13 protein-coding genes and 1 pseudogene are annotated in these 13,032 nt (G+C 73.6%); 3 read left to right on the forward strand and 11 right to left on the reverse strand.

The genetic code is table 11. The annotated features are described in order from the left end of the window. A partial coding sequence (locus AB0I76_RS11440) for an NADH-quinone oxidoreductase subunit C (RefSeq protein ID WP_357033441.1) occupies positions 1 to 650 on the reverse strand: 650 nt, incomplete at its 3' end. 111 nt (positions 651 to 761) lie between these two features. Here AB0I76_RS11440 and AB0I76_RS11445 point away from each other — a divergent pair. Next, a complete protein-coding gene (locus AB0I76_RS11445) occupies positions 762 to 1,808 on the forward strand; it encodes a glucose 1-dehydrogenase (RefSeq protein WP_357033443.1) in 1,047 nt (348 codons plus the stop codon). A gap of 44 nt (positions 1,809 to 1,852) precedes the next feature. Here AB0I76_RS11445 and AB0I76_RS11450 read toward each other — a convergent pair whose 3' ends face one another. From AB0I76_RS11450 to AB0I76_RS11475, 6 genes are all read right to left on the reverse strand, one after another. Continuing rightward, positions 1,853 to 3,169: a DUF2252 domain-containing protein gene (locus AB0I76_RS11450; protein WP_357033446.1), complete on the reverse strand. Its 1,317-nt coding sequence runs from the start codon at positions 3,167 to 3,169 to the stop codon at positions 1,853 to 1,855. 102 nt (positions 3,170 to 3,271) lie between these two features. After that, complete coding sequence (locus AB0I76_RS11455) at positions 3,272 to 3,847, reverse strand: NADH-quinone oxidoreductase subunit B family protein (protein ID WP_357033449.1); 576 nt, start codon at positions 3,845 to 3,847, stop codon at positions 3,272 to 3,274. A 263-nt stretch (positions 3,848 to 4,110) separates the two neighbouring features. After that, the gene (locus AB0I76_RS11460; protein ID WP_357033452.1) at positions 4,111 to 4,263 is read right to left on the reverse strand and encodes a hypothetical protein; all 153 of its coding nucleotides are present in this window, start codon (positions 4,261 to 4,263) and stop codon (positions 4,111 to 4,113) included. 178 nt (positions 4,264 to 4,441) lie between these two features. Beyond that, positions 4,442 to 5,956 (reverse strand): aminotransferase class V-fold PLP-dependent enzyme, encoded by a 1,515-nt coding sequence (locus AB0I76_RS11465; RefSeq protein ID WP_357033456.1) that lies wholly within the window; start codon positions 5,954 to 5,956, stop codon positions 4,442 to 4,444. After that, the gene (locus tag AB0I76_RS11470) at positions 5,953 to 7,374 is read right to left on the reverse strand and encodes an MFS transporter (protein WP_357033458.1); all 1,422 of its coding nucleotides are present in this window, start codon (positions 7,372 to 7,374) and stop codon (positions 5,953 to 5,955) included. The genes AB0I76_RS11465 and AB0I76_RS11470 overlap by 4 nt, the downstream gene beginning before the upstream one ends. A gap of 32 nt (positions 7,375 to 7,406) precedes the next feature. Further along, positions 7,407 to 7,721 (reverse strand): MGMT family protein, encoded by a 315-nt coding sequence (locus AB0I76_RS11475; RefSeq protein ID WP_357033461.1) that lies wholly within the window; start codon positions 7,719 to 7,721, stop codon positions 7,407 to 7,409. A 13-nt stretch (positions 7,722 to 7,734) separates the two neighbouring features. On the opposite strand from AB0I76_RS11475, the gene proB reads away from it, so the two are divergent. Continuing rightward, positions 7,735 to 8,892, forward strand: a complete 1,158-nt coding sequence (proB, locus tag AB0I76_RS11480; RefSeq protein ID WP_357033464.1) for a glutamate 5-kinase — start codon at positions 7,735 to 7,737, stop codon at positions 8,890 to 8,892. An 11-nt stretch (positions 8,893 to 8,903) separates the two neighbouring features. Continuing rightward, positions 8,904 to 10,148, forward strand: coding sequence for a glutamate-5-semialdehyde dehydrogenase (locus tag AB0I76_RS11485; protein ID WP_357033467.1), 1,245 nt, complete (start codon positions 8,904 to 8,906; stop codon positions 10,146 to 10,148). Here AB0I76_RS11485 and AB0I76_RS11490 read toward each other — a convergent pair whose 3' ends face one another. The 4 genes and pseudogenes from AB0I76_RS11490 to AB0I76_RS11505 form a co-directional block, all read right to left on the reverse strand. Then, complete coding sequence (locus tag AB0I76_RS11490) at positions 10,149 to 10,961, reverse strand: prenyltransferase/squalene oxidase repeat-containing protein (RefSeq protein WP_357033473.1); 813 nt, start codon at positions 10,959 to 10,961, stop codon at positions 10,149 to 10,151. It abuts the gene before it with no gap. Positions 10,962 to 11,092: 131 nt separating this feature from the next. Next, the gene (gene moeZ / locus AB0I76_RS11495) at positions 11,093 to 12,274 is read right to left on the reverse strand and encodes an adenylyltransferase/sulfurtransferase MoeZ (RefSeq protein WP_357033470.1); all 1,182 of its coding nucleotides are present in this window, start codon (positions 12,272 to 12,274) and stop codon (positions 11,093 to 11,095) included. Between the two features lie 145 nt (positions 12,275 to 12,419). Next, positions 12,420 to 12,935, reverse strand: coding sequence for a DUF3152 domain-containing protein (locus tag AB0I76_RS11500; protein ID WP_357033475.1), 516 nt, complete (start codon positions 12,933 to 12,935; stop codon positions 12,420 to 12,422). Further along, positions 12,907 to 13,032, reverse strand: a pseudogene (locus AB0I76_RS11505) (oxidoreductase); the annotation flags it as partial. The pseudogene AB0I76_RS11505 and the gene AB0I76_RS11500, both read right to left, overlap by 29 nt.

Raw genomic sequence — 13,032 nt, forward strand, 5'->3', positions numbered from 1 at the left:
GGCCGTTCCCGGGCCGGGCGGGCCGGCACGCCGCCGCGCGGCCCCTCACCGACACCACCGGCGCCGGCCGGCGTCGGGGTGGTACCCCACTCCCCCGGAGCCGGTACGCCGGGCGGCCGGATCGGGCGACGCCCGCCCCCGGCCCCCGACTCGCCCGGTTCCTTCGCGCCCGGCCACGGCTTGGCCACCCGGGAGGCGAGCACGAACTCCTTGCGCAGCGGGTGCCCCTCGAACTCCGGCGGCAGGAGCAGGGGCAGCAGCCCGTCGTGCCCGGCGAAGTCGATACCGAACATCTCGTGCGTCTCCCGCTCGTGCCACGCGGCGCCGGGGAACACCTCCACCACCGAGGCGACGGTGGGTGCCTCGCGGGGCACCCGGGTCCGCAGCAGGAGACCGTGCCGGCGCGTGGTGGACCAGAGGTGGACCACCACGTCGAACCCGCCGGTCAGCTCGTCGACGGCGGAGAGCCAGTCGAAGAAGTCGCAGGCCAGCTCCGCGTCGTCGCGGGCGGCACGGAGCGCGTCGGACCAGTTCGCCGCCGGTACGTCGACGGTGGCGCGGGCGTACGCCTGACCGCCGGACACCGACGGCGTCGCCTCGACCGGTGCGAGCAGCGCGACCATCCGCTGGCCGACCTCTTCCGGAGTCATGCCGCTGATCCTATGGCCGGCACCCCCGAGGTGTGTCGGGCCGCCCGCGCGACAGCGGGCATCTGCGGCATTCGCCCGGCGGACGGCGACCGACCGGGGAAAGATGAGGCCGTGCGCGCCGTGACTGTGTCCTGTGGTGTCCCCGACTCGCTGCTCCTCAACGACGACTGGCCCGAGCCGGCCCCCGAGGAGGGCGCGATCCTGGTCGAGGCACTCGCCGTGGGCATCTGCGGCACCGACCAGGAGATCATCCAGGCGCACTACGGCGAGGCGCCGCCCGGCCAGGACCGGCTGGTCATCGGGCACGAGTCGCTGGGCCGGGTGCTGGACGACCCCACCGGCACGCTCCAGGTCGGCGACCTGGTGGCCGGCGTGGTACGGCACCCCGATCCGCTGCCCTGCCCGAGCTGCGCCGTCGACGAGTGGGACATGTGCCGCAACGGGCGGTACACCGAGCACGGCATCAAGGGGCTGCCCGGCTTCGCCCGGGACCGGTGGCGGGTGCAGCCGAAGTTCGCCGTCGGTCTCGACCCGGTCCTCGCCCCGGTGGGGATGCTGCTGGAACCGACCAGCGTGGTCGCCAAGGCGTGGGACCACATCGAGCGGATCGGCGCCCGCACCGAGTGGAAGCCGCAGACCGTGCTGGTCACCGGCGCCGGACCGATCGGCCTGCTCGCCGCGCTGCTCGCCACCCAGCGCGGGCTGAACGTGCACGTGCTGGACCGGAGCACGACCGGGGTCAAACCGGACCTGGTCCGGGCGCTCGGCGCGACGTACCACACGGTTCCGGTCAACGAGTTGGACTTCGAGCCGGACGTGGTGGTGGAGTGCACCGGCGCGCCGACGGTGGTGCTGGACGCCATGTGCAAGGTCGGGCCGACCGGCATTGTCTGCCTCACCGGCGTGTCCAGCGGCGGCCGGACCATCGACTTCGACGCCGGGGCCCTGAACCGGTCCCTGGTGCTGGAGAACAACGTCGTCTTCGGCTCGGTCAACGCCAACCGGCGGCACTGGGACCAGGCCGCCGACGCGCTCGCCCGGGCCGAACAGTCGTGGCTCAACCGGTTGATCACCCGCCGCGTACCGATGTCGGACTTCACGATGGCGTACCAGCACACCGGTGACGACATCAAGGTCGTCCTCGACTTCACCTCCTGAGGCGACGGCGGACCCGCATCCCGCGCGGGCCCGCTGTCGACCGCTCAGATGCCGGGGAGGCGGCCGTTGCGGAAGAGGTCGACGAAGAGCTGGTGGTCGGTGCGGGCGCGGGCGCCGTACGCGTGGGCGAAGTCGACCAGGTGGGCGACGAACCCCTCCTCGTCGGCGTCCACCGCCGCCACGATGGCCTCCTCGGTTGAGTAGTCGACCAGGTCGTGGCTGGACTCGTCGTCGGCGACCGAGTGCATCCGGGCGACCGCGTGGCCCAGGTGACCGACGACGCCGGTCAGCTCCTCCGGCTCGTTGACGTCGGCCCAGTCCAGGTCCGCCGCGTACGGGGAGACCTCGGCGACGAGCTGCCCGACACCGTCCAGCTCGGTGTAGCCCAGCCACGGGTCCGCGTACGCCTGGAGGGCCCGCTGCGACTCGGCGGTGCGGTGCCCCTGGTGCCGGAAGTAGCCGCGGACCGACTCGTCGGTGACGTGCCGCGCCACCGCCGGCACCTGGGCCTGCTTCATGTAGAGGACGACGTCGTTCTCCAGCGCCTGGGTGTGCCCCTCCAGCAGCAGGTTGTACGACGGCAGGCCGGCCGAGCCGATGCCCACGCCCTTGCGCAGCACCACGTCCTTGATCTGCGCGGCGACCGGACGCAGCTTCGCCGCCGACGACGGGCGGGTGTCCAGGTACGCCTCGTACGCGGCGCAGACCGTGTCGTGGGTGTCCTTGTCGATCTCGAAGACCCCGTCGCTCAGGGAGAAGCGCCGCTCGTAGTTGTCGATGGTGGTCTGCGTGGCGAGCAGCTCGACCCGGGTGTTCAGCCGGGCCTGCTGGAGCACCCGCAGCAGCACGCCGTCCGCGGTGTCCAGGGTGATCGAGCCGATGGCGTCGTCGCCGCCGGTGGCGATGGCCCGCAGCTCGGCGAGGTACGCGCGGGCGAACGTCTCGACCAGTTCCCCGATCACCGCGTCGGAGAGGGCCTTCGCGTAGCCGAGCAGCGCCACGCTGGCCGCGAAGCGCTTCAGGTCCCAGGAGAAGGGACCCACGTACGCCTCGTCGAAGTCGTTGACGTTGAACACCAGCTGCCCGGAGGCGTTCATGTACGTGCCGAAGTTCTCCGCGTGCAGGTCGCCGTGGATCCAGACCCGGCTGGTGCGCTCGTCGAGGAACGCGTCGTCGGCGAAGTCACCGCGCTGGTCGGCGTAGAAGAGGGCGGCGCTGCCCCGGTAGAAGGCGAACGGCGACGCCGCCATCTTGCGGAACTTGCGGCGGAACGCCGCCGGGTCCAGGGCCATCGACTCACCGAACTCCTCGGTGAGCACATCGACGATGTGGGCGGAACGCCGGTCCGCGGAGTTGCTCATGCGGCGCAGGTTAACCCCCGTACGCCACCGGCGACCCTCGCCCGATCGAATCGTCCGGTCCGACCTGTCGGCTCGCGGCGACGAGCCGGTGAGTGGCGCGACTCAGGGGTTCGGCGGGCGCACCGGTGGGGCCGTCAGGGACGCCGCGGTGCGCGGGAGGGCGTCGCTCGGCGGCGCGTCGACCGGCGAGGCGAGGGCGTCGGGGCGGGACACCCCACCGATGCCGGACCGCTCGGCGGCGATCTTCTCCTGCAACCGCAGGATGCCGTGCAGCAGCGCCTCGGGCCGGGGCGGGCAGCCGGGCACGTAGACGTCGACCGGGATGAGCTGGTCGACGCCCTTGGTGACCGAGTACGAGTCCCAGTAGGGGCCGCCGCAGTTCGAGCAGGCGCCGAACGAGATCACGTACTTCGGCTCGGGCATCTGGTCGTAGAGGCGCTTGATCGCCGGTGCCATCTTGTCGGTGACGGTGCCGGAGACGACCATCAGATCAGCCTGCCGGGGACCGTGGGCGAACGGGATCACGCCGAGTCGGATGAAGTCGTGCCGGCCCATGCTGGTGGCGATGAACTCGATCGCACAGCAGGCGAGCCCGAAGTTGAACACCCAGAGCGAGTAGCGGCGGCCCCAGTTCAGCACGAACCGGATCGGCTCGCCGAGCACGGCCGGTAGCTGCACCTCGGGCCTCCCTCGCATGTCCTTCGAGACGACAGTCAACCACAGGGCGTGGCCGGGGACCTCTGCGTCCGGGCCCGGCCCACCTACAGCCGACCTGCCGGCGGGCCGTCCGGGCCCGGGTCGCGACCCGGATCCGGCGGCCGACACGCTGGTGCCCGGCACGCCTGCAGCGCACCGGGCACCGGTTTCGACAGTGACGCCGCCGGTCCGCACCCGGACCGGCGGCGCCGTTCACACCTCGGCTACCGAAGGGCCGGAACCGATCAGGCCTGGGCCGCGCCCGGGCCGGGACCGATCGGGCTCGGGGCGCCGGGGCCGGGACCGATCGCCGAGACCGTCGCGGCCACGCCGCCGAGACCGAGGGCCAGCCCGACCAGGGCCAGCGCACCGGCCGCCATCGTCTTCCGAACGCTCATCTCTGCTCTCCCCGTGAGTAGGAATCGATGAGATGAGCCTAGGAAGACGGGTAATTCGACAAAACCGCCGTTTAGTCACATAGATGTAGGTAAATGTCTCTTGCCTGCCCCGTGCGGCTCGTGCATTGTCTCGGAAATCCGTCCGCGGCACTGCCCCGTCCCCGTACGGACGGTGCCGTCAGTGCGTGGGCCAGGCGGGGCGCTGGAGCAGCCCGACGAACTCGACGAGCAGGCGCTCCCGCAGCGCCGGCGACACGTTGTCGAGCAGGGTGTTGACCACCGACATCCGCCCGACCGGCCCCTCGGCGCCCGCCGCCTCAGCACCGACCGACGCCCCGCCGACGAGGCCGAGGCCGGCGGCCAGCCCGGCGACCAGGTCCGGGGTGAGTGACTCGGGGGTCAGCGAAGCGGCGAGGGCGCGCAGTTCCTCCGGGAGCCGGACCGGTCCGGCCGCCCGGGTGGCGGCGACGGCCTCGGCCAGGTCCGGGCCGAACCGGGCCACCTGTGGCGCGACCGACGCGGTGACCGTGAGGTGCACGCTCGGCGGCAGGTCGGCGTAGGAGAGCTGCGCCTGGGTGTGCCAGCCCCGGGCGGCCAGCTCGTCGACGAGCACGAAGAGGTCCGGGCCGTCCCCGGTCGCGGTGAAGCAGACCACGGTCGACTCGGGCTCGGCCATCAGCCGCAGGCCGGGGGCCGCCCGCACGGCATCGGCCAGCCCGGCCACCGCGTCCCGGGTCGCCGCCGCCAGCCGCAGGTAGCCGTCCTCGCCGAGGTGCCGCAGGGTGGCGTACGCGGCGGCGATCGGCCCGCCGGAGCGGGTGGAGGCGATCACCGGGTTGACCATCGTGTACCCGGGCCAGTCGGCGTACGCGAAGTACTGCGGTGCGCGCAGCGCGGGGTCCCGGTGCAGCAGGACCGAGACGCCCTTCGGCGCGTACGCGTACTTGTGCAGGTCCACCGAGATCGAGGTGACCCCGGGTACGGCGAAGTCGAACGGTGGGACCGGCTCGCCGAGACGGCGCAGCCAGGGCAGGGCCCATCCGCCGAAGCAGGCGTCCACGTGGCAGCGCACCCCGGCGGCGGCGGCCACCTCCGCGATCGGCCCGACGGGGTCGACGACGCCGTGCGCGTACGAGGGTGCGGAGGCGGCGACCAGCACGGTGTCCGGGCCGATCGCGGCGGCCACGTCGGCCGGGTCGGGGCGCAGCGTGTCCGCGGACACGGGCACGGTGTCCACCGCCACCCGCAGGTAGTGCCCCGCCTTGGCGAATGCCGCGTGGGCGCTGGCCGGCACCACGATGCGGGGCGCGGTGATCTCCGGGTGCGCGTCCCGGGCGGCCTTCACGGCCAGGATCAGCGATTCGGTGCCGCCGCCGGTGACACTGCCGACCACGTCCGGCGCGGCGGTGCCGGGGCCGCCGCCGAGCAGCCGGGCGGCGGCGCCGACCAGCGCGTTCTCCATCGCCAGCAGGGATGGGAAGGCGGTCGGGTCCAGCCCGTTGACGTGCGCGCTCGCCGCGTGCGCGGCGGCGGTGAGGTCGTCCAGCCCCGGCACCGCCGGGTCGTACACGTACGCGAACAGCCGCCCGCCGTGCGTCGGCCGGTCCCGCTCCCGCAGGGCCCGTACCTCCGCGAGCACGTCGTCGGCGGGCACCCCGTGCACGGGCAGCGCGCTCGTCTCGTCGTCGGTCATGAAGTGGTGGTGCCCCTTCCGTGCGGATGCGCGCCCGCCAGGCGGGCCGGGGTCAAGTCGTACGGGCGGAGCAGGAGGACCGCCGCGCCGACCAGGAGGGCGGGAAGGACGGTGAAGCCGAGGAGGATGCCGAGGCGGGCCGTCCCGGACTGGGTCGCCGCCTCGCCGGTGTCCGAGGAAACGTAGCCGGTCAACTGGAGCATCAGCCCGAACAGACCCGGCCCGAGGGCGAGACCGAACGTCTCCCCCGCCGTCCACAGTCCGGTGAAGACGCCCGCCTGCCGCCGGCCCGTGCGCGCCGTGTCGTACGCGATGCAGTCCGGCAGCATGGCCAGGGCGAAGACCTGCTGGCCGGCGTACCCGACGCCGATCAGCGCCACCAGCAGGTAGACCGCGACGGCCGGCAGGATCGGGGCGGCGACCAGGGCCAACGCACCCACCGCGAAGATCAGCGACGCGGCGACCAGGCCGGCGAGCTTGCCGTACCGCCGGCCGACCCGGCTCCACAACGGCATCACCAGCAGGGCCGGCGCGACGAAGCAGACGAAGAGGACGGTCGGCCCGCCGTCCGGATTCCGGAGGATCTGGGTCGCGAAGTAGTCGACTCCGGCGAGGATGGTCGCCACCCCGGCGGACTGCACCACGAAGCACAGCAGCAGTGCCCGGAACGGCCGGTTGCGACCCGCCACCCGCAGCTGGGCGCGCAGCGTCGGCTCGCTCTCCCCCACCGTGCCCGTCGGTGCCGAGCGGGTGCCCAGGTAGGCGCCGACGGCGCCGAGCACGATCAGCCCGGCCACGAACAACCCCATCCACCGGTGCCCCGGCACGCCACCGCCGCCCGCGTCGCGGACCAGCGGGGCCACCGCGCCGGAGACCAGGATCGCCAGCGCCAGCACCGCGATCCGCCAGGTCATCATCCGCGTACGTTCGGCGTAGTCGCCGGTCAGCTCCGCCGGCATCGCCACGTACGGGACCTGGAAGAACGCGAACGCGGTGGCCGTGGCGAGGAAGGCCAGCGCCACGTACGCGCCGGCGGCCGGACCGGTGCCGAACGGTGCGGCGAAGATGGCCGCGAAGAGCACGGCCAGGGCCAGGCCGGCGCCGAGCAGGTACGGCCGGCGGGCGCCCCGGCGCGAGCGGGTGCGGTCGGAGATCCGCCCGGCGACCGGGTTCACCAGCACGTCCCACGCCTTGGGCAGCAGTACCAGCAGGGCGGCCACGCCGGCGGCGACGCCGAGAGTGTCGGTCAGGTACGGCAGCAGCAACAGCCCCGGCACGGTGCCGAACGCGCCGGTGGCCAGCGATCCGAGCGCGTAGCCCGCGTGGACCCCGCGCGGCAGGCGGTCGGCCGTCGGGCCCACGGTCGGGGGCGGCGTGCCGACGGCGGGCGAGCCGGTTCCAGCCGGCGGCGCGTCCATGGGCCCGAATGTTACTCACGTTATGGCGCCGGTCACATCCCCTCTTCGGGGAGCCAGCTCGCCCTGCGCATGTCCACCCCGGTACCGCGCAGCGGGGTGCCCTCGGCGAGCAGCCGGGCGCGGGCCTCCCGCTCGTGCCCCGGCGGCAGCCGGCCGGACGAGGCCACCACCCGGTGCCAGGGCACCCCGCCCCCGTGCCGCGCCATGATGGAGCCGACCAGCCGGGCGGACGCCCGCCCGGACCGGTCGGCCAGCGCGTCGGCGACCGCCCCGTACGACATCACCCGGCCCGGCGGGATCCGCTCGACCAGCTCCAGCACCGCCTCGACGTACTCCTCAGGTCCCACGACGCGCCACGATATGGGAACGCGGCCGGGCGGCGCGGGACCGACCACGCAGAATGGGCAGGTGCGCGACATGGTCACGACGGCCCGGCGGGTCGTCGTCAAGATCGGATCCTCGTCGTTGACCACCGCCACCGGCGGTCTGGACGACGGGCGGGTCGACGCGCTCGTGGACACCCTCGGCGCGCTCGCCGCCGGCGGCCGGGAGGTCGTGCTGGTCTCGTCCGGCGCGATCGCGGCCGGCCTCGCCCCGCTCGGGCTCCCCCGGCGTCCGCGCGACCTGGCCACCCAGCAGGCCGCCGCCAGCGTCGGGCAGGGCCTGCTGATCGGCCGGTACGCGACCGCCTTCGCCCGGCACCGGCTCACCGTCGGGCAGGTCCTGCTCACCGTCGACGACGTGACCCGGCGGGCGCACTACCGCAACGCGTACCGGACGCTGCGCAAGCTGCTCGACCTGCGCGCGGTGCCGATCGTCAACGAGAACGACACGGTCGCCACCGAGGAGATCCGGTTCGGCGACAACGACCGGCTCGCCGCCCTGGTCGCCGCGCTCGTCGACGCCGACCTGCTGGTGCTGCTCTCCGACGTCGACGCCCTCTGGACCGGCGACCCGACGCGGCCCGGCGCCACCCGGATCACCGAGGTACGCGGCGAGGGCGACCTGGCCGGCATCGACATCGGCGGGGCCGGCCGCGCCGGCGTCGGCACCGGCGGCATGGTCACCAAGGTGGAGGCCGCCCGGATCGCCACCGGCTTCGGCATCCCGGTGGTGCTCACCGCCGCGCCGATGGCCGCCCCCGCCCTGGCCGGCGAGCCGGTCGGCACCCTCTTCCATCCCAGCCGCCAACGCCCGGCCGCCCGGCTCTTCTGGCTGGCCCACGCCACCTCGCCCCGCGGGCGGCTGCACCTCGACCCGGGCGCGGTCGCGGCCGTGGTCGGCCGGCGCAAGTCGCTGCTGCCGGCCGGCATCACCGCCGTGGACGGCACGTTCACCGCCGGGGACCCGGTCGACCTGGTCGACGCCGAGGGCGCACCGGTCGCCCGGGGGCTGGTCAACTACGACGCGGTGGAGCTGCCCGGACTGCTGGGCCGCTCCACCGGTGAACTCGCCGCGGCGCTCGGCCCGGCGTACGAACGGGAGGTCGTCCACCGCGACGACCTGGTGCTGTTGTGAGGAGTGCAGGGATGAGTGTCGTCGAGCAGGCGCGCCGGGCTCGGGTGGCGGCGGAGACGCTGGCGGTCGCCACGCGTACGGCCAAGGACGCCGCGCTGGTCGCGATGGCCGACGCGCTGGTGGCGCGTACGCCGGAGATCCTGGCCGCGAACGCGACGGACCTGGCGGCGGGTCGCGAGGCCGGGCTGAGCGCGGCCGTGCTGGACCGGCTCGCCCTCGACGCGGGGCGCGTGGCGGGCATCGCCGACGCGCTGCGGCAGATGGCCGCGCTGCCCGACCCGGTGGGCGAGGTGGTCCGGGGCTCGACGCTGCCCAACGGGCTGGAACTGCGCCAGGTGCGGGTGCCGTTCGGCGTGGTCGGCATCATCTACGAGGCCCGGCCGAACGTGACCGTGGACGCCGCCGGCATCTGCCTGAAGTCGGGCAACGCGGCGCTGCTGCGCGGCTCCTCGTCGGCGGCGCACTCCAACGCCGCGCTGGTCGCGGTGCTCCGCGACGCCGTCGCCGACGCGGGCCTGCCGGCCGACGCCGTGCAACTCCTCGACGCCACCTCCCGCGACTCGGTGAAGGAGCTGATGCGGGCCCGGGGCCTGGTGGACGTGCTGATCCCGCGCGGCGGCGCGTCGCTGATCCGGACCGTGGTGGAGGAGTCCACCGTGCCGGTGATCGAGACCGGCGTGGGCAACTGCCACGTCTACGTCGACGCCGCCGCCGACGTGTCCAAGGCCGTCGCGATCACGCTGAACGCCAAGACCCAGCGGCTCTCCACCTGCAACACGGCGGAGTCGCTGCTGGTGCACGCCGCCGCCGCGGACGCCTTCCTGCCCCCGATGCTCGCCGCGTTCGCCGAGGCCGGGGTGACCGTGCACGGCTCTGAGGAGGTCGCCCGGTTCTCGGACGCGGTGGTGCCCGCGACGGACGAGGACTTCGCCACCGAGTACCTGTCGGCGGACATCGCGGTCACCGTCGTGGGCTCGCTGGACGCGGCGGTCGCGCACATCCGCCGGTACGGCACCGGGCACACCGAGGCGATCGTCACCGACTCGCAGGCGGCGGCGCGGGAGTTCGTGGCCCGCGTGGACGCGGCGGCGGTGATGGTGAACGCGTCGACCCGGTTCACCGACGGCGGCGAGTTCGGCTTCGGCGCGGAGATCGGCATCTCCACGCAGAAGCTGCACGCCCGGGGCCCGATGGGGCTGCCGGAACTGACCAGCACGAAGTACGTGGTCACCGGCGACGGGCACCTGCGGAGCTGATCAGCGGCAGCCGCGGATCGCGGCGAGGGTGGTGTGCACGTCGAACTGGTGCCCGTCGTCGCTCTCCCAGCCGCCGTCGCTGCGCTGTGTCTCGGTGAGCCGGCGGCGGGCCCGCACCACCACCCAGTCGTGCTCCTCGACCTCGACGCGGCGCAGGGTGGCGGCCAGCCAGGCCACGTCGGCCGGGGACATGTCCGCGACCCGATCGGCCAGCGCGACCTGGATACGGGCCGACTCCTGGAACATGTGCTGCCGGTGCAGGACCGCCGCGCTCAGCCAGCCGGCGGCGAGGAAGGACGGCCAACTGCCGTCCGGGTTGAGCCGGGCCACGAGGGACTGCGCGGCGGCGTGCACGACGCCCGCGTACACCCCACCCACCCGGTGGTCCAGCGGCCCGGCGGCCCGAGCGTCGAGGCCGGCGACGGTCAGCCAGAAGCCGGCGTTGGCGGTCAGGTAGAAGCCGGCCTCCGGGTCTCCCGGCCGCGCCCACTCCGGCGCGGTCTCGGCCAGGGCGGCGTCCTCGTGCCAGCCGCCGTCGGGAAGCTGTCGGGAGGCCAGCCAGTCCAGTGCCCGCCGGGCCGCGGGCCGGCCGAGCGCACCCAGGTCGTCCAGCTCCGCGAGCCGGAAGCAGGTGGCGTCCACCGACGCCACCGACCCGTCGAGGTACGCGGGCCAGCCGCCGTCCGGCGTCTGACCGCCCTCGGCCACGTCGAGCAGGTCCGGCGCCGGAGCCGTGCCGCTGCGCAGCCGGGAGAGCCGCGCACGGTCCACCGCGTCTCCGTGTGCCACGACGAACCCGATCGCGGCGTCCATGTCCACCACGGCGGACACGCTACCGGCGGAGACGCGATCCCGCTTCGGTGAATCGGGTAGCGGACCGGCCGAGGCGTCAAGAAGGGCCCCTCCTCTACGCCAGGCGTTGAGAAGGGGCCCTTCCTTCCCTCTCAGTACGCGGGGAGGGAGGGGTCGATCTGCTTGATCCAGGACAGCACGCCGCCCTGGACGTGGACCGCGTCCCGGAAGCCCGCGGCCTTCAGCGCGGCGAGCGCCTCGGCGGAGCGGACGCCCGACTTGCAGTGCAGCACGATCTGCTTGTCCTGCGGCAGCTTCGACAGCGCCTCGCCGGAGATGATCTCGCCCTTGGGGATCAGGGTCGAGCCGGGGATGCGGACGATCTCGTACTCGGCCGGCTCCCGGACGTCGACCAGGAAGACGTCCTTGCCGGCATCCTGCCACTCCTTCAGCTCCAGCGCGGTGATGGTCGCGTCGACCACCGCCTCCTGGGCCTCCACCGACACGGCGCCGCAGAAGTCCTCGTAGTCCTCCAGCAGGTCGGTGACCGTGGGGTTCTCGCCGCAGAGCGCGCAGTTCGGGTCCTTGCGCACCTTGATCTTGCGGTAGGACATCTCCAGGGCGTCGTAGACCATCAGCCGGCCGACCAGCGGCTCACCGATGCCGGCGAGCAGCTTGATCGCCTCGTTGACCTGGATCGAGCCGATGGAGGCGCACAGCACGCCCAGGACGCCGCCCTCGGCGCAGGAGGGAACCATGCCGGGCGGCGGGGGCTCCGGGTAGAGGCAGCGGTAGCACGGGCCGTGCTCGGCCCAGAACACCGACGCCTGGCCGTCGAACCGGTAGATCGACCCCCAGACGTACGGCTTGCCGAGCAGCACCGCCGCGTCGTTGACCATGTACCGGGTGGCGAAGTTGTCGGTGCCGTCGACGATCAGGTCGTACCGGGAGAAGATGTCCCGGACGTTCTCCCGGTCCAGCGCGGTGTTGTGGATCTCCACGTTGACCAGCGGGTTGATCTCGCGGATCGAGGCGGCGGCGGACTCGGCCTTGGACCGGCCGACGTCGGAGACGCCGTGGATGATCTGGCGCTGGAGGTTGGACTCGTCGACGGTGTCGAAGTCGATGATGCCGAGGGTGCCCACCCCGGCGGCGGCGAGATACATCAAAGCCGGCGAGCCGAGGCCGCCGGCACCGACGCAGAGCACCCGGGCGTTCTTCAGCCGCTTCTGCCCCTCGACCCCGACATCCGGGATGATCAGGTGGCGCGAGTAGCGGCGGATCTCGTCAACGGTCAGCTCGGCGGCGGGCTCGACGAGCGGGGGCAGCGACACGGTGGACTCCCCGGGATCGGCTGATGGCGAACCGAGCCATTGTCACTCGCCGGCCGCACCCGCGGCCATGAGGAGGGACACGTCGTCCGCACTCCGGGAGCGGGAATAACGGCGGCGCGCTCCGGGACCCCTCCGACACCCGCCCCTACACGCCGTCGACCGGCTCGCCCACGTACCGGCTACCGTCGACGAAGGGCCAGGCGTTCGCTTCGCAGCCGTCCAGGCCGTACGTCTGCTGCTGCATGACCGGCGCGGGCTCTCCCGGGCCGGGACATGCCTCGTGCCCCTCGCCGAACTCGTGCCCGACCTCGTGGTTCACCACGTACTCCCGGTAGACCGCGAGCGGCGCGCCGTAGTCCGGTACCGCCTCCATCCACCGGGCCAGGTTGAGGACGACCTGCCCGGGGAGCCGGCAGGAGGTGTAGCCCTCGGTGCTCAACCCGCCCTCGGCGCACATCTGCTCCGAGGTGCCCGGCGTCGCGAGGTAGACGGTGAAGTCGGCGGCGTCGACGTCGGACACGCGCTGCACCCGGAGCTCCCCGGTGGCGGTCCAGCCGCGCGGATCGGCCAGGACGGCGTCGACGGTGGCGGCGAAGGCGCCGGCATCCTGACCGGTGCCCGCCTCCACGGCGACCCGGTAGCGCCGCAGCGGCCCGTCCACGAGGCTCGGTGACGGTGCCCGAGCGGACCGCCTCACGGTCGTTCGCGTACCCCTCCAGGGCGGCGCTGGCCACCGCGGACCGCAGGCTGACCTCGGC

The organism is Micromonospora sp. NPDC049799, assembly GCF_040656655.1.
Classification (GTDB): Bacteria; Actinomycetota; Actinomycetes; order Mycobacteriales; family Micromonosporaceae; genus Micromonospora.

Excerpts from the sequence above, each read along its gene's own strand:
- AB0I76_RS11470 (WP_357033458.1), bottom strand. The coding sequence starts at position 7,374 with ATGGACGCGCCGCCGGCTGGAACCGGCTCGCCCGCCGTCGGCACGCCG.
- AB0I76_RS11465 (WP_357033456.1), bottom strand. The coding sequence starts at position 5,956 with ATGACCGACGACGAGACGAGCGCGCTGCCCGTGCACGGGGTGCCCGCC.
- proB (WP_357033464.1), top strand. The coding sequence starts at position 7,735 with ATGGGAACGCGGCCGGGCGGCGCGGGACCGACCACGCAGAATGGGCAG.
- AB0I76_RS11485 (WP_357033467.1), top strand. The coding sequence starts at position 8,904 with ATGAGTGTCGTCGAGCAGGCGCGCCGGGCTCGGGTGGCGGCGGAGACG.
- AB0I76_RS11450 (WP_357033446.1), bottom strand. The coding sequence starts at position 3,169 with ATGAGCAACTCCGCGGACCGGCGTTCCGCCCACATCGTCGATGTGCTC.
- AB0I76_RS11490 (WP_357033473.1), bottom strand. The coding sequence starts at position 10,961 with ATGGACGCCGCGATCGGGTTCGTCGTGGCACACGGAGACGCGGTGGAC.
- AB0I76_RS11460 (WP_357033452.1), bottom strand. The coding sequence starts at position 4,263 with ATGAGCGTTCGGAAGACGATGGCGGCCGGTGCGCTGGCCCTGGTCGGG.